This is a genomic window from Flavobacterium bizetiae (genome assembly GCF_024271895.1).
Lineage (GTDB): Bacteria > Bacteroidota > Bacteroidia > Flavobacteriales > Flavobacteriaceae > Flavobacterium > Flavobacterium bizetiae.
In genome coordinates, this window is sequence record NZ_CP091861.1 from 3884086 (window position 1) to 3900402 (window position 16317).

At 33.9% G+C, this 16317-nt stretch carries 13 protein-coding genes; 11 read left to right on the top strand and 2 right to left on the bottom strand.

Translation table 11 applies throughout. The features are described 5' to 3' along the window. Positions 1 to 3: 3 nt before the first annotated feature. From hisA to hisIE, 3 genes are all read left to right on the top strand, one after another. A complete protein-coding gene (gene hisA, locus L0669_RS16485) occupies positions 4 to 729 on the top strand; it encodes a 1-(5-phosphoribosyl)-5-[(5-phosphoribosylamino)methylideneamino]imidazole-4-carboxamide isomerase (RefSeq protein WP_263758870.1) in 726 nt (241 codons plus the stop codon). An 80-nt stretch (positions 730 to 809) separates the two neighbouring features. Beyond that, positions 810 to 1565 carry an imidazole glycerol phosphate synthase subunit HisF gene (gene hisF / locus L0669_RS16490; protein WP_263758871.1) on the top strand — a complete coding sequence of 252 codons (756 nt, stop codon included), beginning with the start codon at positions 810 to 812 and terminating at the stop codon, positions 1563 to 1565. A gap of 90 nt (positions 1566 to 1655) precedes the next feature. Then, the gene (hisIE, locus tag L0669_RS16495) at positions 1656 to 2252 is read left to right on the top strand and encodes a bifunctional phosphoribosyl-AMP cyclohydrolase/phosphoribosyl-ATP diphosphatase HisIE (RefSeq protein ID WP_073481261.1); all 597 of its coding nucleotides are present in this window, start codon (positions 1656 to 1658) and stop codon (positions 2250 to 2252) included. A gap of 227 nt (positions 2253 to 2479) precedes the next feature. On the opposite strand, the gene L0669_RS16500 is transcribed toward hisIE, so the two are convergent. After that, a complete protein-coding gene (locus tag L0669_RS16500) occupies positions 2480 to 3178 on the bottom strand; it encodes a carbohydrate-binding family 9-like protein (protein WP_263758874.1) in 699 nt (232 codons plus the stop codon). A gap of 180 nt (positions 3179 to 3358) precedes the next feature. Between L0669_RS16500 and L0669_RS16505 the strand changes: the two genes are divergently transcribed. Both L0669_RS16505 and L0669_RS16510 read left to right on the top strand, forming a co-directional pair. After that, entirely contained in the window at positions 3359 to 5014 is a 1656-nt protein-coding gene (locus L0669_RS16505) for a M1 family metallopeptidase (RefSeq protein ID WP_263758876.1), read from the top strand. Between the two features lie 473 nt (positions 5015 to 5487). Beyond that, positions 5488 to 5694, top strand: a complete 207-nt coding sequence (locus tag L0669_RS16510; RefSeq protein ID WP_263758877.1) for a hypothetical protein — start codon at positions 5488 to 5490, stop codon at positions 5692 to 5694. A 191-nt stretch (positions 5695 to 5885) separates the two neighbouring features. Here the strand turns inward: L0669_RS16510 and L0669_RS16515 are convergent, their stop codons facing one another. Then, positions 5886 to 7430 carry a hypothetical protein gene (locus L0669_RS16515; protein WP_263758879.1) on the bottom strand — a complete coding sequence of 515 codons (1545 nt, stop codon included), beginning with the start codon at positions 7428 to 7430 and terminating at the stop codon, positions 5886 to 5888. Positions 7431 to 7585: 155 nt separating this feature from the next. Between L0669_RS16515 and L0669_RS16520 the strand changes: the two genes are divergently transcribed. From L0669_RS16520 to ilvC, 6 genes are all read left to right on the top strand, one after another. After that, positions 7586 to 8761, top strand: coding sequence for a 2-isopropylmalate synthase (locus tag L0669_RS16520; protein WP_173972243.1), 1176 nt, complete (start codon positions 7586 to 7588; stop codon positions 8759 to 8761). A 96-nt stretch (positions 8762 to 8857) separates the two neighbouring features. Further along, positions 8858 to 9976, top strand: a complete 1119-nt coding sequence (leuB, locus tag L0669_RS16525) for a 3-isopropylmalate dehydrogenase (protein WP_263758880.1) — start codon at positions 8858 to 8860, stop codon at positions 9974 to 9976. Positions 9977 to 10243: 267 nt separating this feature from the next. Beyond that, positions 10244 to 11917 carry a dihydroxy-acid dehydratase gene (ilvD, locus tag L0669_RS16530; RefSeq protein ID WP_173972247.1) on the top strand — a complete coding sequence of 558 codons (1674 nt, stop codon included), beginning with the start codon at positions 10244 to 10246 and terminating at the stop codon, positions 11915 to 11917. Positions 11918 to 12059: 142 nt separating this feature from the next. Further along, positions 12060 to 13748 carry a biosynthetic-type acetolactate synthase large subunit gene (gene ilvB / locus L0669_RS16535; RefSeq protein WP_263758881.1) on the top strand — a complete coding sequence of 563 codons (1689 nt, stop codon included), beginning with the start codon at positions 12060 to 12062 and terminating at the stop codon, positions 13746 to 13748. A gap of 67 nt (positions 13749 to 13815) precedes the next feature. Further along, the gene (gene ilvN / locus L0669_RS16540; protein WP_173972251.1) at positions 13816 to 14337 is read left to right on the top strand and encodes an acetolactate synthase small subunit; all 522 of its coding nucleotides are present in this window, start codon (positions 13816 to 13818) and stop codon (positions 14335 to 14337) included. Between the two features lie 64 nt (positions 14338 to 14401). Continuing rightward, the gene (gene ilvC / locus L0669_RS16545) at positions 14402 to 15871 is read left to right on the top strand and encodes a ketol-acid reductoisomerase (protein WP_173972252.1); all 1470 of its coding nucleotides are present in this window, start codon (positions 14402 to 14404) and stop codon (positions 15869 to 15871) included. Positions 15872 to 16317 lie beyond the last annotated feature (446 nt).

The window sequence follows — 16317 nt, forward strand, 5'->3', positions numbered from 1 at the left end:
AAAATGAGAATAATACCAGCTATAGATATCATCGACGGGAAATGTGTCCGTTTATCAAAAGGCGATTACGATACTAAAATAATTTACAACGAAAATCCGCTTGAAGTAGCGAAATCATTCGAAGCGCACGGAATCGAATTTCTTCATTTAGTAGATCTTGATGGTGCAAAATCGAGTAAAATTGTCAATTATAAAATATTAGAACAAATTGCGACACAAACCAGTTTAAAAATTGATTTTGGCGGAGGTTTAAAGTCAGATGAAGATTTGAAAATTGCTTTTGAAAGTGGTGCAAACCAAATAACTGGCGGAAGTATCGCAGTAAAAAACAGAGCCATATTCGAAAAATGGATTTCGGAATACGGTTCAGATAAAATTATTCTTGGGGCTGATGCCAAAGATGAAAAAGTATCAATTTCAGGTTGGTTAGAAGATTCAAACGAAGATTTGATTCCGTTTATTCAGGATTATCAAAGCAAAGGAATTCAGTACGTTATTTGTACTGATATCGCAAAAGACGGAATGCTTGAAGGACCAAGTTTTGATTTGTATGAAAAAATATTAAAAGAAGTAATTGGCATAAAATTAATCGCTTCGGGAGGAATTTCAACTTTCGATGAATTACCAAAATTAGCTGAGTTAGGTTGCGAAGGAACCATTATTGGAAAAGCAATTTACGAAGGAAGAATTACTTTGAAACAATTAGAGGATTACATAATTAGAAAATGAGATAATTTTTAACATTGCGTTTAAATTATCTCATTATCAAATTTTCTAATTGACACATTATAAATTGACACATTAAAAAAATGTTAGCAAAAAGAATCATTCCTTGTTTGGATATAAAAAACGGAAGAACCGTAAAAGGGGTTAACTTTGTTGACTTGCGTGATGCGGGAGATCCTGTGGAGTTGGCAGAAATTTATTCAGCGGAAGGTGCTGATGAATTGGTTTTTCTGGATATTTCGGCTACTGAAGAACGTCGTAAAACATTGGTGAATATGGTGAGAAGTGTTGCCGAGAAAATCAATATTCCGTTTACAGTTGGTGGTGGAATTTCGTCTGTAGAAGATGTAGAGATTCTGCTGAATAACGGAGCTGATAAGGTTTCTATTAATTCATCGGCAGTAAAAAATCCACAATTGATTAATGATTTGGCGCAAAAATTCGGAAGTCAATGCGTTGTGGTTGCGATTGATGCCAAACAAATTAACGGTCAGTGGATTGTACATTTAGTTGGCGGAAAAGTACCTACAGAACTGAACCTGTTCGATTGGGCTATTGAAGTAGCTGAACGCGGCGCAGGAGAAATTCTATTTACATCAATGGATAACGACGGAACTAAAAACGGTTTTGCAAACGAAGCTTTGGCTAAATTGTCAACGTTGATTAATATTCCGATTATTGCTTCGGGAGGTGCCGGAAATATTCAGCATTTTGTAGATTCTTTTAAAGAAGGAAAAGCTGATGCAGCTTTGGCAGCGAGTGTTTTTCACTTTAAAGAAATCGAGATTAAGGCTTTGAAAGAGGAACTTAGAAGTAATGGTATTGAGGTTAGGCTTTAAAAGAAGTAAGAAACAAGAACAAAGAGATTAAATCTATAATAATAAGATTTCAGAGTATCAAAATCTAAAATCTAAAATCTAAAATCTAAAATGGAAATCGATATAAAAAGCGCACACGGATTAATTCCGGCGATAATTCAGGATTCAGAAACAAAAAATGTTTTAATGCTGGGATATATGAACGAAGAATCACTTCAGAAAACAATTGAAACTCAAAAAGTAACTTTCTTTAGCCGTTCCAAACAAAGACTTTGGACAAAAGGCGAGGAGAGTGGTAATTTTTTGAATCTGGTAAGTATTAAAAATGATTGCGATGGCGATACACTTTTAATTCAGGCAAAACCTGTAGGACCAACGTGTCACACAGGCGCTGATACTTGCTGGCAGGAAGAAAACAAAGAAAATTACGGTTTTATTTCTCAGTTAGAAAACACCATCAAAACCCGTAGAGAAAATGCCGATTCTGAGAAAAGCTACGTAGCTTCATTATTCGAAAAAGGAATCAATAAAATTGCTCAAAAAGTGGGTGAAGAAGCTGTAGAAGTGGTTATTGAAGCCAAAGATGATAATGATGATTTATTCTTAAGCGAAAGCGCTGATCTATTATTTCACTATTTGATTTTATTGCAAGCAAAAGGTTTTCAGTTGAATGATGTTGTTGATGTTTTGAAGAAACGTCAGAAGTAATAAAAAATAAAATTTTTCACCCAGTTTGTCATCTTGAGGAACGAGGGATCTTCTTTAGTAGCTCGACAATGTAGAAATTCTTTGTGTTAGTTTCTTGTGGGGATCCCTCGTTCCTCGGGATGACAAGATTGCGTAAAGAACATTGAGAGGAAAATCAAACTGAAAAATCCGCCTAAATCCGTGCTTTCGTGCAAGCGAATCCGCGTCATCCGCGTGCCATCTCAACGTTACTCCATAAACTCAAAAACCGCAAATTCCTCAGGTTGATGAAAACCATATTTTAAACTCTTATAATGTTGTAATGCAAGATATTCAGTTGTGTTACCGTAATCAATTCTAAAAGGATTCCCTCTCCATTTTGTTCCTGCTTTTGGTGGAGTAAAATTACCGTTTTTAATAGTTTTAAGGCTCGAAAACGGAATTTTAATCTCGGTATTAAAACCTTCAGGAGTTATTTTACTTACGGTTTCTAATCCTGCAATATCAAAATTCATAGCGGTATTCCAACCGCCGCAAAGGGGTGAAATACATTTAAGCAATAGATCATAATTGGATGAAAAAGCATTCACTCCAATTTCTACATAATTCTGACCATCACCATCTGGATCAATAAAAAGCTCTACCAGATCATCCGTATTAAAAATTTGGGAATCTTTTTTTTGAGGTGTTCCAACGATTTTAGAATCTGTAGAACGATAGGCGATGTATAGGTTTTGATCATTCCACGAAAGTGAAACAAAAGTATCCTCAGAAGCTTTATTTCCAGAATCATGAATCACAAATGGACCTAAGAATGGTGTTTTCCAATCAGATAAATCTCCGTCAATAGTGATCTTGTCGCTTGTTTTATGAATCGGAATAGTTTGCGAATAATTTACTATCGAAAACATAAATGATGAAACGGCAAGGATCGTACTGATTTTCATAAAATTATTAAAATGAATTTATTGGCTAAAATACAGAAGAATAAATAAATTTTAACAATAAATTTTCCGAATCGGGATTGTAAAAACAGTCAAAACTTGATTCGAATGTTTACATTTGTTGAAGTTTAAGTTTATGAAATACGCTACGTTATTTCGATTAAAACAAAATATCTACTTCGTATGAAAAAATACTTTGGTGGCGTTTTTATCGCCTTTTTGTTTGGCTTTACGGCCAATGCGCAAGGACTTCTTAATAAGTCTGAAACCGTTTTTACTCATCAGGATTCTTTACGCGGAAGCATTACAAAAGAAAGAGCATGGTGGGATTTAAAATATTATCATCTTGATGTAAAAGTAGATCCGAAAGAAAAAACGATTACAGGCTCAAATACCGTTCGTTATACTGTTTTAACGCCGTATAATAAAATGCAAATAGATTTGCAGGAACCAATGAAGATCTATAAAGTGACGCAGGACGGCAAAGAATTGAAATTTGAAAGAGACGGAAATGCGTTTTTTATTGAATTAGCCGCTGCGCAAAAAGTAGGTGAGACGAAAGAAATCGTAATTTCATTTGGAGGAAAACCTAAAGAAGCCGTAAATCCACCGTGGGATGGCGGAATTACCTGGAAAAAAGATAAAAACGGAAAAGATTTTATCGCTTCATCTTGTCAGGGATTAGGTGCAAGTGTTTGGTGGCCGAATAAAGACCATATGTATGACGAAGTCGAAAACATGTTGATTAGCGTGAATGTTCCGGGGCATTTGACTGATGTTTCAAACGGAAGATTACAGAGCGTTAAGAAAGAAAAAGACGGAACGAAAACCTTTAATTGGTACGTTTCTAATCCGATTAATAATTATGGTGTAAACATTAATATTGGAGATTACGTTAATTTTTCGGAGAAGTTTAAAGGAGAAAAAGGCGATTTAGATTGTAATTATTATGTTTTGAGTTATAATTTGGCTTTAGCCAAAGAACAATTTAAAGACGCTCCAAAAATGCTAAAAGCGTTTGAAAACTGGTTCGGACCTTATCCTTTCTATGAAGATAGTTATAAACTGGTTGAAGCGCCGTATTTAGGTATGGAGCATCAAAGTAGTGTAACTTACGGAAATGGTTATAAAAATGGTTATTTAGGGCGTGATTTAAGCGGAACCGGTTGGGGATTAAAATTCGATTTTATTATTATTCACGAATCAGGACACGAATGGTTTGCAAATAATATTACCTACAAAGATATCGCTGATATGTGGGTTCATGAAAGTTTCACCAACTATTCTGAAAGTCTTTTTCTGGAATTTTATTACGGAAAAGATGCTGCTGCAGAATATATAATTGGATGCAGAAAAGGAATTAGAAATGATAAACCAATTATTGGTCATTATGATGTAAATAATGAAGGATCAGGCGATATGTACCCAAAAGGTGCTAGTATGTTGCACATGATTCGTCAGGTGATTAATGATGATGCTAAATGGAAATCGATTCTAAGAGGTTTAAACAGCACTTTTTACCATCAAACGGTTACCGGAAAGCAAATTCAGGATTATATCAATACACAATCAGGAATTAACTTTAACAGAGTTTATGCACAATATTTAACTACAACTCAAATTCCTGTTTTTGAATATATGTTTAAAGACGGAACTTTTGGATATCACTGGACGAATTGTGTTGCCAAGTTTGATATGCCGGTAAAAGTAACTTTAAACGGCGAAGAAATGTGGTTAAAACCAACTACAGAATGGAAATCAGAAAAAACAATCAATAATAACAGAACTGTTGAAGTAAGTAAAGATTTTTATGTAACGAGTTCTAATATTGTGGAATAACAATATTTTAATTTTCAATTTTTTAAAATCCCAAATTCCAATTTTGTTGGAGTTTGGGATTTTTTTTTGTTGATGAGATTTAACGTAGAGTTTGTCATTTCGAGCGACGGGAGAAATCACACTAGAAACTCCGTAAAGCATATCGACAATCTTTGTAGATTAACGAGTGTGATTTCTCCTTCGTCGAAATGACAAAAAAGCTGAAAAGATTAATGTTTTCAGCTTTTTTTATTGGAATTTGGAATTACTCGTAATCTTTGTCAAAGTTTAAAACTTTGACAAAGATCTCTATGCGTAAACCAATTGGAATTTGGATTTTTTTAATTAGGATTTTTTCTTAATGTTAATTACATAGTTTGTACGAATATTACCGTTTTATTTTTCTATTTTAGATTGTATTAATTTGAAAATGAACAAATAAAGCGTAATCCGAAAAGCTAATAGAGTAGGAAACAAATCAAATCAAACTATTTATGAAAAATTTAAAAAACCTAAAAAATGTTGAAATCCTAAGTAAAAATGCTCAAAAAAATATTTTTGGAGGCGTACTTCCGTACGTAAATCCAACAATTGGTTTGTGTGACAGATTATGTGGTGAAGCTGGAGGAGTTCTTTCTAATACACCAGGAAGAGGAGATGTTTGTTTGCAAGGAACTTCTACTTGTTGTTATTGCAGATAAAATATTCTGAGGAATGAATTAAACTCACAATTTCATTCCTAAAAGTAAACCCGACAGTTTTTTGAAACCTGTCGGGTTTGTTATTTTTAGAGGATATTGTTATTCGTAATCTTTGTCAAAGTTTTAAACTTTACAAAGATCTATGCGCAAACCAATTGGAATTTGGAATTTAAAAAATTGGAATTTTACTCTTAACGACTATTCAATTTCGCCTTTTCCTTAATGATATCCGCAATTTTGCGATTCTCGATTTTGCTTTCCAACCATGAAATAATATCCAGATACAAGAAAGCTCTTTTTTCATAAGTATTTTTTTCAAGCTCTACGAAACGAGCGTGCATTTTTTTGAATTCTTTCTTAATATCAGCTGGATAAAAATTATTCAGGTTTCTTAAAAACTTAATAATCTCTTTTTGAACTTCGTGTAAGTCATTCATTTTCAATAAGAACTTATACGTGTTTTTAAGATGGTTTTCTAAGTAATAATCTTTTCCTAGTTCATAATGTGCAATCAAAGACAAAAGTCTCGCAAAACACATTAAATCTTCGCGCATTGATAAGTTCTTGTTATTGATGATCTTATCCAAATAAAGAATGCATTCATTGTATTTTTCATTTCCAAAATAAATAGAAGCAATTTTATAGAAAAACAACATTTCGTGATGTTCATCAAGATGCTCACTGTGTATTTTGATCTTCTCTAAAATTTCAGGAATTAAATATTCGCTTTCGGCAAAAGTTCCTTCCAGAATGTGCAGGTTGAGCTTATTATTGTAAACGTATAGAAATGATAGCGATGCAATGTTGTCATTTACAGGAAACTTTTCATCCTGAATTGTTTCTTCCAAAAGTGATAAATATTTCTTGAAATTCGATTTGTATTTCAACATATATAATGACTCTAAAAAGTAATGATTTCCTTTTAGAAAAAATACTGGATTCTGGTAAATCATATTGGGATTATCATAAAATAAAGTCACCCATTTATAAGCATATTTATAACTGGATAAGAAATCCTGAACCAGGAAACTTCTCCATAAATTAGCATTATAAAACCAATATTTCTCACGGAAACCAAATTTACTCTCATCTAACTTGGCAATATGTTTGTTGAAATAGTCATCAATATATTTGTATTCTTCATCATTCTTTACATAACCCGTTTTTAGCATGATTCCGTAAAGCTGAAGTGATAAATTCGATAATTTGCTTGAAATGGTATTGCGGTAATTTAATTCCTTGGCCTGAATCACCAATTCATCAGCACGACCCTGAATACTTCGCGTAATATATTGCGATTCGATTAGTTTTTCGAATTCAACAATTTCATACGCCATATATTTCTCATCATTTTCGAGCGCAATGATTTTTGTTTTATCCAGAATCTTCAAACTCTGTTTGTACAAACCTTTATTATATAGGATACCGGCAAAATCTATTTGTTCACGCAATTGATAACGGATGTTCTGACTCGGAATATTCAGTCGGATACTTACCAGAATTTGTTTATATAAGTATGATTTTAAGTTAGATAGCTGTACTTTTTTTATGATGCCGCTCTTTAGAATAAGCTTTTCATCATAGTGTTCAGATTTATCTAAGATGTTGAATAATTCGATGAATTTCGTATTTGAACTCGTCTCTAAACGGCTTGCAAAAATCTTAAACTGTCTTTTTTCGGATTTAGAAAGTGATTTTATTAATACAAATAAGAAATCTTTTTGATGGTTAGCCATTGTAAAATATAATAATGTAACTTATTGGTTTTTAGTTGTTTAATACGTTATAAATTGTGTTATGAACAGTATAATTTCATTAAAATGAATTTCGTACTGAAGAAGTACAATATATATTTGTTATCAAGATGTGAAATTACATTAAATAAATGAATATGAATAGAGAGAAAGTTCAAATTTTTGACACCACTTTGCGCGACGGCGAACAAGTTCCAGGATGTAAGTTAGATACTAAACAAAAATTAGTTATCGCAGAACGACTTGATAAAATGGGAGTAGACGTTATCGAAGCAGGTTTTCCTGTGTCAAGCCCGGGCGATTTTTTATCGGTCTCTGAGATTTGTAAAATTGTAGAAAATGCAACCGTCTGCGGACTAACAAGAGCCGTAAAAAACGACATAGATGTTGCTGCAGCTGCCTTAAAACATGCTAAAAGACCTAGAATCCACACAGGAATCGGAACATCTGAATCTCACATACTTCATAAATTAAATACCACAAGAGAAGATATTATCGCAAGAGCTAAATATGCTGTATCACACGCAAAATCTTATGTAGAAGATGTTGAGTTTTACGCAGAAGATGCCGGTCGAACTGATAACGCTTTTTTGGCTAAGGTTTGTGAAGAAGTGATAAAATCTGGTGCTACCGTATTAAATATCCCTGATACAACAGGATATTGCTTACCAGAAGAATACGGAGCAAAAATTAAATATCTAAGAGAAAACGTAAAAGGAATCGAAAACGTAATCCTTTCATGTCACTGTCATAATGATTTAGGAATGGCAACTGCAAATTCTATCGCAGGAGCTATAAACGGAGCGAGACAAATAGAATGTACGATTAATGGTATTGGAGAAAGAGCTGGAAACACAGCACTTGAAGAAGTAGTAATGATTTTTAAACAACATCCTTACTTAAATCTTGATACCAACATTAATACAAGAGAATTGAACGAAATGAGCCGATTAGTTTCTGAAAGTATGGGAATGATCGTTCAGCCAAATAAAGCTATTGTAGGAGCAAATGCTTTTGCACATAGTTCTGGAATTCACCAGGATGGTGTAATCAAAAACAGAGCAACTTACGAAATCATGGATCCGCTTGATGTGGGTGTAAATGAATCTTCTATCATCCTGACAGCAAGAAGCGGAAGAGCAGCATTAGCTTACCGTGCTAAAAAAGTAGGTTACGAATTAACAAAAGTGCAATTAGACATTGTATATGTTGAGTTTTTGAAATTTGCCGATATCAAAAAAGAAGTAATTGATGCAGATATTCACCAAATTATCGAAGCTTCAAAAATTGAAGGTGATTTGATTAGAAGCTAGTTAATATAGAACAAAGAGAATAGAGATTAGAATAAAGAGAATAGAACAAAAAAGAAACAAAAAATAAGGATTTAAATACATAAAGAACGAGACGTTATGAATTTGAAAATAGCAGTTTTACCAGGAGACGGAATTGGACCAGAAGTAATTTTACAAGCCAAAAAAGCATTATACGCTATTGGTGAGGTGTACAATCATGAATTTGTATTTGAAGAGGCTCTCATGGGAGCAATTGCTATTGACAAAACAGGAAATCCGTTGCCGGAGCAAACCCTGAATCTTTGTTTAAACACAGATGCAGTTTTGTTTGGCGCGATCGGAGATCCTAAATATGACAATAACCCAAATGCAAAAGTTCGTCCGGAGCAAGGATTATTAAGGCTTCGTAAAGAGCTTGGGTTGTTTGCTAACATTCGTCCTATAAAACCTTATAAAGCATTAATCGATGCATCTCCTTTAAAAAGAGAAATTATCGACGGAGCTGATTTTACTATTTTCAGAGAATTAACTGGCGGAGCTTATTTTGGAGCTAAAACATTAAATGAAGAAGGAACACACGCCTCGGATTTATGTGAATATTCAGAAGAAGAAATTACCAGAATTGCGCATTTAGCTTTTAAATCGGCACAAAACCGACGTAAAAAACTAACAATGGTAGACAAAGCAAATGTTTTGGAAACCTCAAGATTATGGAGAAAAGTCGTTCAGAAGGTGAGCGTAAATTATCCGGATGTAGCTTTAGATTTTTTATTTGTGGATAATGCAGCAATGCAATTGATTTTAAATCCAAAACAATTTGATGTGATTTTAACAGAGAATTTATTTGGAGATATTTTATCAGATGAAGCAAGCGTTATTACAGGTTCTATAGGTTTATTGGCTTCGGCTTCTTTAGGAGAAAAAAATGCTTTGTTTGAGCCAATTCACGGTTCTTATCCACAGGCAAAAGGAAAAAATATTGCCAATCCAATCGCTTCAATTTTATCAGCAGCAATGTTGTTAGAGCATTTTGGATTGTTTACAGAAGCGAATGTAATTTACAAAGCTGTAGAAAAAGCAATTGAATACAAAGTAGTTACGGTTGATTTAAAACCAGATTCAAAATTCGGTACAAATGAAGTAGGGGAGTTTGTTTCAAATTTTATTTTCAGCAAAGATGACTTGCTATATTTTAATAATGACAATGTTCATATCGGTCAATCGACAATAGTTTAGGTTTTTTATTAAAATAATGAAATAAATAACAAGAAGTATGTGAAATGTTGAGATTTTATTTTTTTAGTCCTGTAAGTTTTCATACTTTTGTGACACTAAAAAATAAATGATGCAAATCTCAATTATTATTACTTCTGTCGTTGTTGTCAATGTGATTCACACATCTGCATCGGGAATGGTATAAATATAATTGAAAAACTATATTACAAACCTTCCAAATACTGGAAGGTTTTTTTTTGAATAAAAATTAAAAAAAATAATACAATAATGGAATTAAATAAGTACAGCAAAACCATCACTCAAGATCAAACACAACCTGCGGCGCAAGCGATGTTGTACGGTATTGGTTTAACTGAAGAAGATTTGAAAAAAGCACAAGTTGGTATTGTGAGCATGGGTTACGATGGTAATACTTGCAACATGCACTTGAATGATTTAGCAAAAGATGTGAAGAAGGGTGTTTGGGATGTGAATCTGGTCGGACTTATTTTTAATACTATTGGCGTAAGTGACGGAATTTCGAATGGTACTGAAGGAATGCGTTTTTCATTGGTTTCCCGTGATGTTATTGCAGATTCTATAGAAACAGTTGTAGGTGCACAATGGTACGATGGTGTAATTGCAATTCCTGGTTGTGATAAAAATATGCCGGGAGCATTAATCGCAATGGGTAGATTAAACCGCCCGGCGATGATGGTTTACGGAGGTTCTATTCATTCAGGAAAATGGAAAGGTGAAACATTAAATATTGTATCCGCTTTTGAAGCTTTAGGAAAAAAAGTAAAAGGAGAAATTACTCCGGAAGATTTTAAAGGCGTGATTCAAAACGCATGTCCGGGAGCTGGTGCTTGTGGTGGTATGTATACTGCCAATACAATGTCTTCTGCAATTGAAGCATTGGGTATGAGTTTGCCATACAGTTCTTCAAACCCTGCTTTAAGTCAGGAAAAAAGAGACGAATGTCTTGCTGCCGGAGCTGCTATTAAAATTTTATTAGAAAAAGATATTAAGCCAAAAGATATCATGACGCGTAAAGCTTTCGAAAACGCTATTACAATTGTAGCGGTTTTAGGAGGTTCTACAAATGCAGTAATGCATTTAATTGCAATGGCACATTCTGTTGGTATTACAATTACTTTAGATGATTTTCAGGCAATTAATGACAGAACACCAGTTTTGGCAGACATGAAGCCAAGTGGTAAATATATGATGGAAGATATTCATGAAGTTGGAGGAATTCCTTCTGTAATGAAATATTTATTAAAAGTTGGATTGATTCATGGAGATTGTTTAACAGTAACAGGAAAAACTGTAGCAGAGAATTTAGCTGCTACTCCTGATTTACAAGACGGACAAGAAGTAATCCATGAAATTCAAAAAGCGTTGAAACCAACAGGAAATATTCAGGTTTTATACGGAAATCTTGCTTCTGAAGGTGCTGTAGCAAAAATCAGCGGAAAAGAAGGAGAATATTTCGAAGGCCCTGCTGTTGTATTTGAAGGTGAATTTGAAGTAATTCCTGGTCTTGAGGCCGGAAAAATTAAACCGGGTAATGTAGTCGTCATCAGGTATTGTGGACCAAAAGGTGGTCCGGGAATGCCTGAAATGCTGAAGCCTACATCTGCAATTATCGGAGCCGGATTAGGAAGCACTTGTGCATTGATCACAGATGGTAGATTCTCCGGAGGTTCACATGGCTTTGTCGTAGGACACATTACACCAGAAGCATATGATGGTGGTGGTATTGCTTTAGTAAAAGATGGTGATTTAATCGCGATCGATGCTGTAAAAAATACAATCGACCTGAAGATATCTGACGAAGAATTCGCAGCTCGTAAAGCAGCCTGGGTTCAGCCTCCTCTAAAAGTTACAAAAGGAGTTTTGCTTAAATATGCAAGATCGGTTTCAAGCGCTTCTACAGGTTGCGTTACCGATAATTAATTTTACAAAGAAAAAATCAAAAATCAATACCAGTTATAATATCAAAAGTCAATAGCAATTACAATAAAAAACATAAAAAATTAATTTTTGCCATTGCCATTGAATTTTGATATTGAAATTGACATTGAAAAAACAATATACTATGAAAATATCAGGGGCAGAAGCCGTTATTAGATGTTTATTAGCAGAAGGAGTAGATTTAGTTTATGGATATCCGGGAGGAGCCATAATGCCGGTTTACGACGAATTATATAAATTTCAGGACCAGTTACACCATGTTTTGGTGCGTCATGAACAAGGTGCAACACATGCAGCTCAGGGATATGCCAGAGCTACAGGAAAAGTTGGGGTGGCTATTGCTACTTCAGGGCCGGGAGCTACAAACTTAGTCACCGGAATTGCTGATGCTCAGATCGATTCGACACCAATGGTTTGTATTACCGGACAGGTGGGGAGACATTTGTTAGGATCTGATGCTTTTCAGGAAACAGATATTATCGGAATTTCGACTCCGGTTACCAAATGGAATTTTCAGGTTACTGAGGCTTCTCAAATTCCTGAAATTATAGCAAAAGCCTTTTATATTGCACGTTCCGGACGTCCAGGGCCTGTATTGATCGATATTACTAAAAACGCTCAGTTTGACGAGTTCGAATTTAGTTATGAAAAATGTACAGCGATCAGAAGTTATGTTCCGGTTCCTAAATTAAAATTAGACAAAGTAGCCGAAGCTGCTGCTTTGATCAATAGCGCTAAAAAACCGTTTATTGTTTTTGGTCAGGGAATAATTTTGGGTCAGGCCGAAGAACAGTTAAAAGCATTTATCGAAAAATCCGGAATTCCGGCAGGATGGACAATCCTTGGCCTTTCGGCTTTGCCAACAGATCACCCGTTAAACGTTGGTATGTTAGGAATGCACGGAAATTATGCACCAAATTTACTGACGAATGAATGCGATGTTTTAATCGCGTTGGGTATGCGTTTTGACGATCGTGTTACCGGTAAATTAAGTACTTATGCGAAACAGGCAAAAGTAATTCACTTTGAAATTGATCCTGCAGAAGTCGATAAAAACGTAAAAACCGAAGTAGCGGTTTTAGGAGACGTAAAAGAAGCTTTAAATGCATTATTGCCGTTAATTGATGCAAAATCACATGATTTGTGGCATAATGAATTTAAAGAATTACATAAAATAGAGGTAGAATCTGTTATAAACGAAGAGTTAAACCCAACGAATGGTAAAGGGATCTCGATGGGTGAAACTATGGAAATGATCAATAAACACTCAAAAGGTGATGCGATTATTGTTTCAGATGTTGGACAACACCAAATGTTTGCTTGCCGTTATGCTAAATTTAATCAAACCAAAAGTAATATTACTTCAGGAGGTTTAGGAACAATGGGATTTGCATTGCCGGCTTCTATTGGAGCTAAAATGGGAAGACCGGATCGTGAAGTAGTTGCGATTATTGGTGATGGAGGTTTTCAAATGACAATTCAGGAATTGGGAACAATTTTCCAAACAAAAGTTCCGGTAAAAATTGTTATCCTAAACAATGAATTCTTAGGAATGGTACGTCAGTGGCAAGAGTTATTTTTTGATAACAGATATGCTTCGACCAATATGATCAATCCAAATTTTGTTGCCATCGCAGAAGGATATTACATTAAATCTAAAAAAGTAACGCAAAGAGAAGATCTTGATGCTGCTGTCGCTGAAATGATGGCCTCAAAAGATTCTTATTTCTTAGAAGTTATGGTCGAAAAAGAAAATAATGTATTTCCAATGATTCCAACAGGAGCTTGTGTTTCTGAAATTAGATTAAGCTAAAGAAAAAAAGTTTCAGGTTTTAGTCCCGATAGCTATCGGGATTGAAACAAATAAAACTAAAAAACAAATGGAAGATAAAACATTTACCATATCGGTATACTCAGAAAATAACGTGGGTTTATTAAATAGAATATCAGGAATATTCTTAAAGCGTCACATTAATATATTAAGTCTAAATGTTTCAGAATCAGAAATAGAGAATGTTTCAAGATTTATTATCGTTGTAAACACAACTGAAAAATGGGTTCAGAATATAGTAGGGCAAATAGAGAAGCAAATAGAAGTGATAAAAGCTTTTTATCACACAGACGAAGAGACTATTTACTTAGAAAATGCTTTGTTTAAAATTGCTTCAAGTTTGTTGTTTGATGAAAAACAAATTCAAAATATCATCAAAGAAAGCCAGGCAACAATCGTAACTGTTTCTCGTGATTTCTTCGTGATTTCGAAATCTGGAAGACGTTCTGAAATTGAAGAATTATATGCAAAATTTAAACCGTACGGCATTATGCAATTTGTACGTTCGGGCAGAATATCAGTTTCTAAAGAAAAAATGGAGATTTCATCATTATTAGAAACATTCAAATAGTATCATCTTAGTTACATAATAATCAATTATTAAATTACAACATTCATTAAATATTAAAAACAAAATGGCAAATTATTTCAATACATTACCACTTAGATTACAATTAGAACAATTAGGAGTTTGCGAATTTATGGAGCAATCTGAATTTGCAGACGGGATTTCAGCATTAGCAGGAAAAAAAGTTGTCATTGTAGGCTGCGGTGCACAAGGTTTGAATCAGGGTTTAAATATGAGAGATTCAGGATTAGATATTTCATATGCATTACGTGCAGATGCAATCGCTGAAAAAAGAGCTTCTTATAAAAATGCTACTGAAAACGGTTTTACAGTAGGTACTTACGAAGAATTAATTCCAACTGCTGATCTAGTTTGTAACTTAACACCAGATAAACAACATACTGCTGTAGTTACCGCCATTATGCCATTAATGAAACAAGGTTCGACTTTAGCTTACTCTCACGGTTTTAATATTGTTGAAGAAGGAATGCAAATTCGTAAAGATATTACAGTAATTATGTGTGCGCCTAAATGTCCTGGTTCTGAGGTTCGTGAAGAATACAAAAGAGGATTTGGTGTACCAACACTTATCGCTGTTCACCCGGAGAATGACCCAAACGGTTTTGGTTTAGATCAGGCAAAAGCTTATGCTGTTGCAACCGGAGGACACAAAGCGGGAGTTTTAAAATCATCATTTGTTGCTGAAGTAAAATCAGATTTAATGGGGGAGCAAACTATCCTTTGCGGATTATTGCAAACTGGTTCTATTTTATGTTTTGATAAAATGGTAGAAAAAGGAATCGAGCCTGCATATGCTTCAAAATTAATTCAATACGGATGGGAAACTATCACAGAAGCTTTGAAACATGGTGGTATCACAAATATGATGGATCGTTTATCTAATCCTGCAAAAATCGAAGCTTACGAAATTGCTGAAGAATTAAAAGACATCATGCGTCCTTTATTCCAAAAACACCAGGATGATATTATTTCAGGAGAATTCTCAAGAACAATGATGATTGACTGGGCTAATGACGATAAAAATTTATTGACTTGGAGGGCTGCTACAGGAGAAACTAATTTTGAGAAAACAGCTCCAACAGATGCTCCAATTGCTGAACAAGAATATTTTGATAATGGAGTTTTAATGATTGCTATGGTTAAAGCTGGTGTAGAATTAGCTTTCGAAACGATGACTGAAGCAGGAATTATCGAAGAATCAGCTTATTATGAGTCATTACACGAATTACCATTAATTGCAAATACAATCGCTAGAAAGAAATTGTTTGAAATGAACCGTGTTATTTCGGATACAGCAGAATATGGTTGTTATTTATTTGACCATGCTTGCAAACCGTTATTGACAGATTACATGAAAACTGTTGAAACTAACATTATAGGAAAACCATTCTCAACTTCTAACGGAGTAGATAATGCTATTTTAATTGCTGTAAACAAAGAAATTCGTCAACATCCTATCGAAGAAGTAGGAGCATGGTTGAGAGAATCAATGACAGCAATGAAAAAAATTGGATAATAAATTGGGAATTACCGCACATTCGGTTGTGGAATTTGCACTGTATCTTTGTTTTGTATGATATTTTGAATTAGTAAGCACTTATTAAAAAAAATGGATATAGATGCATATTGCATTCACTTAACTTCGGCGAGCAAGTAAGTTAAGTGAAGCTAATCCCTAATGAGGGGTATATTTTATAAAAAAAATATACTTGTTGAATTTTCATTATAATTAATAAAGCTGCTGCTATTTTCAAAATAGAAGGACGCATTGTAGTACAGAATTACAAAATTAATTGTTATTGAAATTGTTAAAATAAAAAGGCATGGTATTCATTTATCGTGCCTTTTTTGCGAAAAGCTTTTTTGTTGAAAAAAGTAAAATTTTATAATATATGCAGAAAAAGACAATATTTTTTTTAATATGTGTTTTTTTTAGACATAATTTATGAATTAAATAATTTT

Excerpts from the sequence above, each read along its gene's own strand:
- hisA (WP_263758870.1), top strand. The coding sequence starts at position 4 with ATGAGAATAATACCAGCTATAGATATCATCGACGGGAAATGTGTCCGT.
- hisF (WP_263758871.1), top strand. The coding sequence starts at position 810 with ATGTTAGCAAAAAGAATCATTCCTTGTTTGGATATAAAAAACGGAAGA.
- hisIE (WP_073481261.1), top strand. The coding sequence starts at position 1,656 with ATGGAAATCGATATAAAAAGCGCACACGGATTAATTCCGGCGATAATT.
- L0669_RS16500 (WP_263758874.1), bottom strand. The coding sequence starts at position 3,178 with ATGAAAATCAGTACGATCCTTGCCGTTTCATCATTTATGTTTTCGATA.
- L0669_RS16505 (WP_263758876.1), top strand. The coding sequence starts at position 3,359 with ATGAAAAAATACTTTGGTGGCGTTTTTATCGCCTTTTTGTTTGGCTTT.
- L0669_RS16510 (WP_263758877.1), top strand. The coding sequence starts at position 5,488 with ATGAAAAATTTAAAAAACCTAAAAAATGTTGAAATCCTAAGTAAAAAT.
- L0669_RS16515 (WP_263758879.1), bottom strand. The coding sequence starts at position 7,430 with ATGGCTAACCATCAAAAAGATTTCTTATTTGTATTAATAAAATCACTT.
- L0669_RS16520 (WP_173972243.1), top strand. The coding sequence starts at position 7,586 with ATGAATAGAGAGAAAGTTCAAATTTTTGACACCACTTTGCGCGACGGC.
- leuB (WP_263758880.1), top strand. The coding sequence starts at position 8,858 with ATGAATTTGAAAATAGCAGTTTTACCAGGAGACGGAATTGGACCAGAA.
- ilvD (WP_173972247.1), top strand. The coding sequence starts at position 10,244 with ATGGAATTAAATAAGTACAGCAAAACCATCACTCAAGATCAAACACAA.
- ilvB (WP_263758881.1), top strand. The coding sequence starts at position 12,060 with ATGAAAATATCAGGGGCAGAAGCCGTTATTAGATGTTTATTAGCAGAA.
- ilvN (WP_173972251.1), top strand. The coding sequence starts at position 13,816 with ATGGAAGATAAAACATTTACCATATCGGTATACTCAGAAAATAACGTG.
- ilvC (WP_173972252.1), top strand. The coding sequence starts at position 14,402 with ATGGCAAATTATTTCAATACATTACCACTTAGATTACAATTAGAACAA.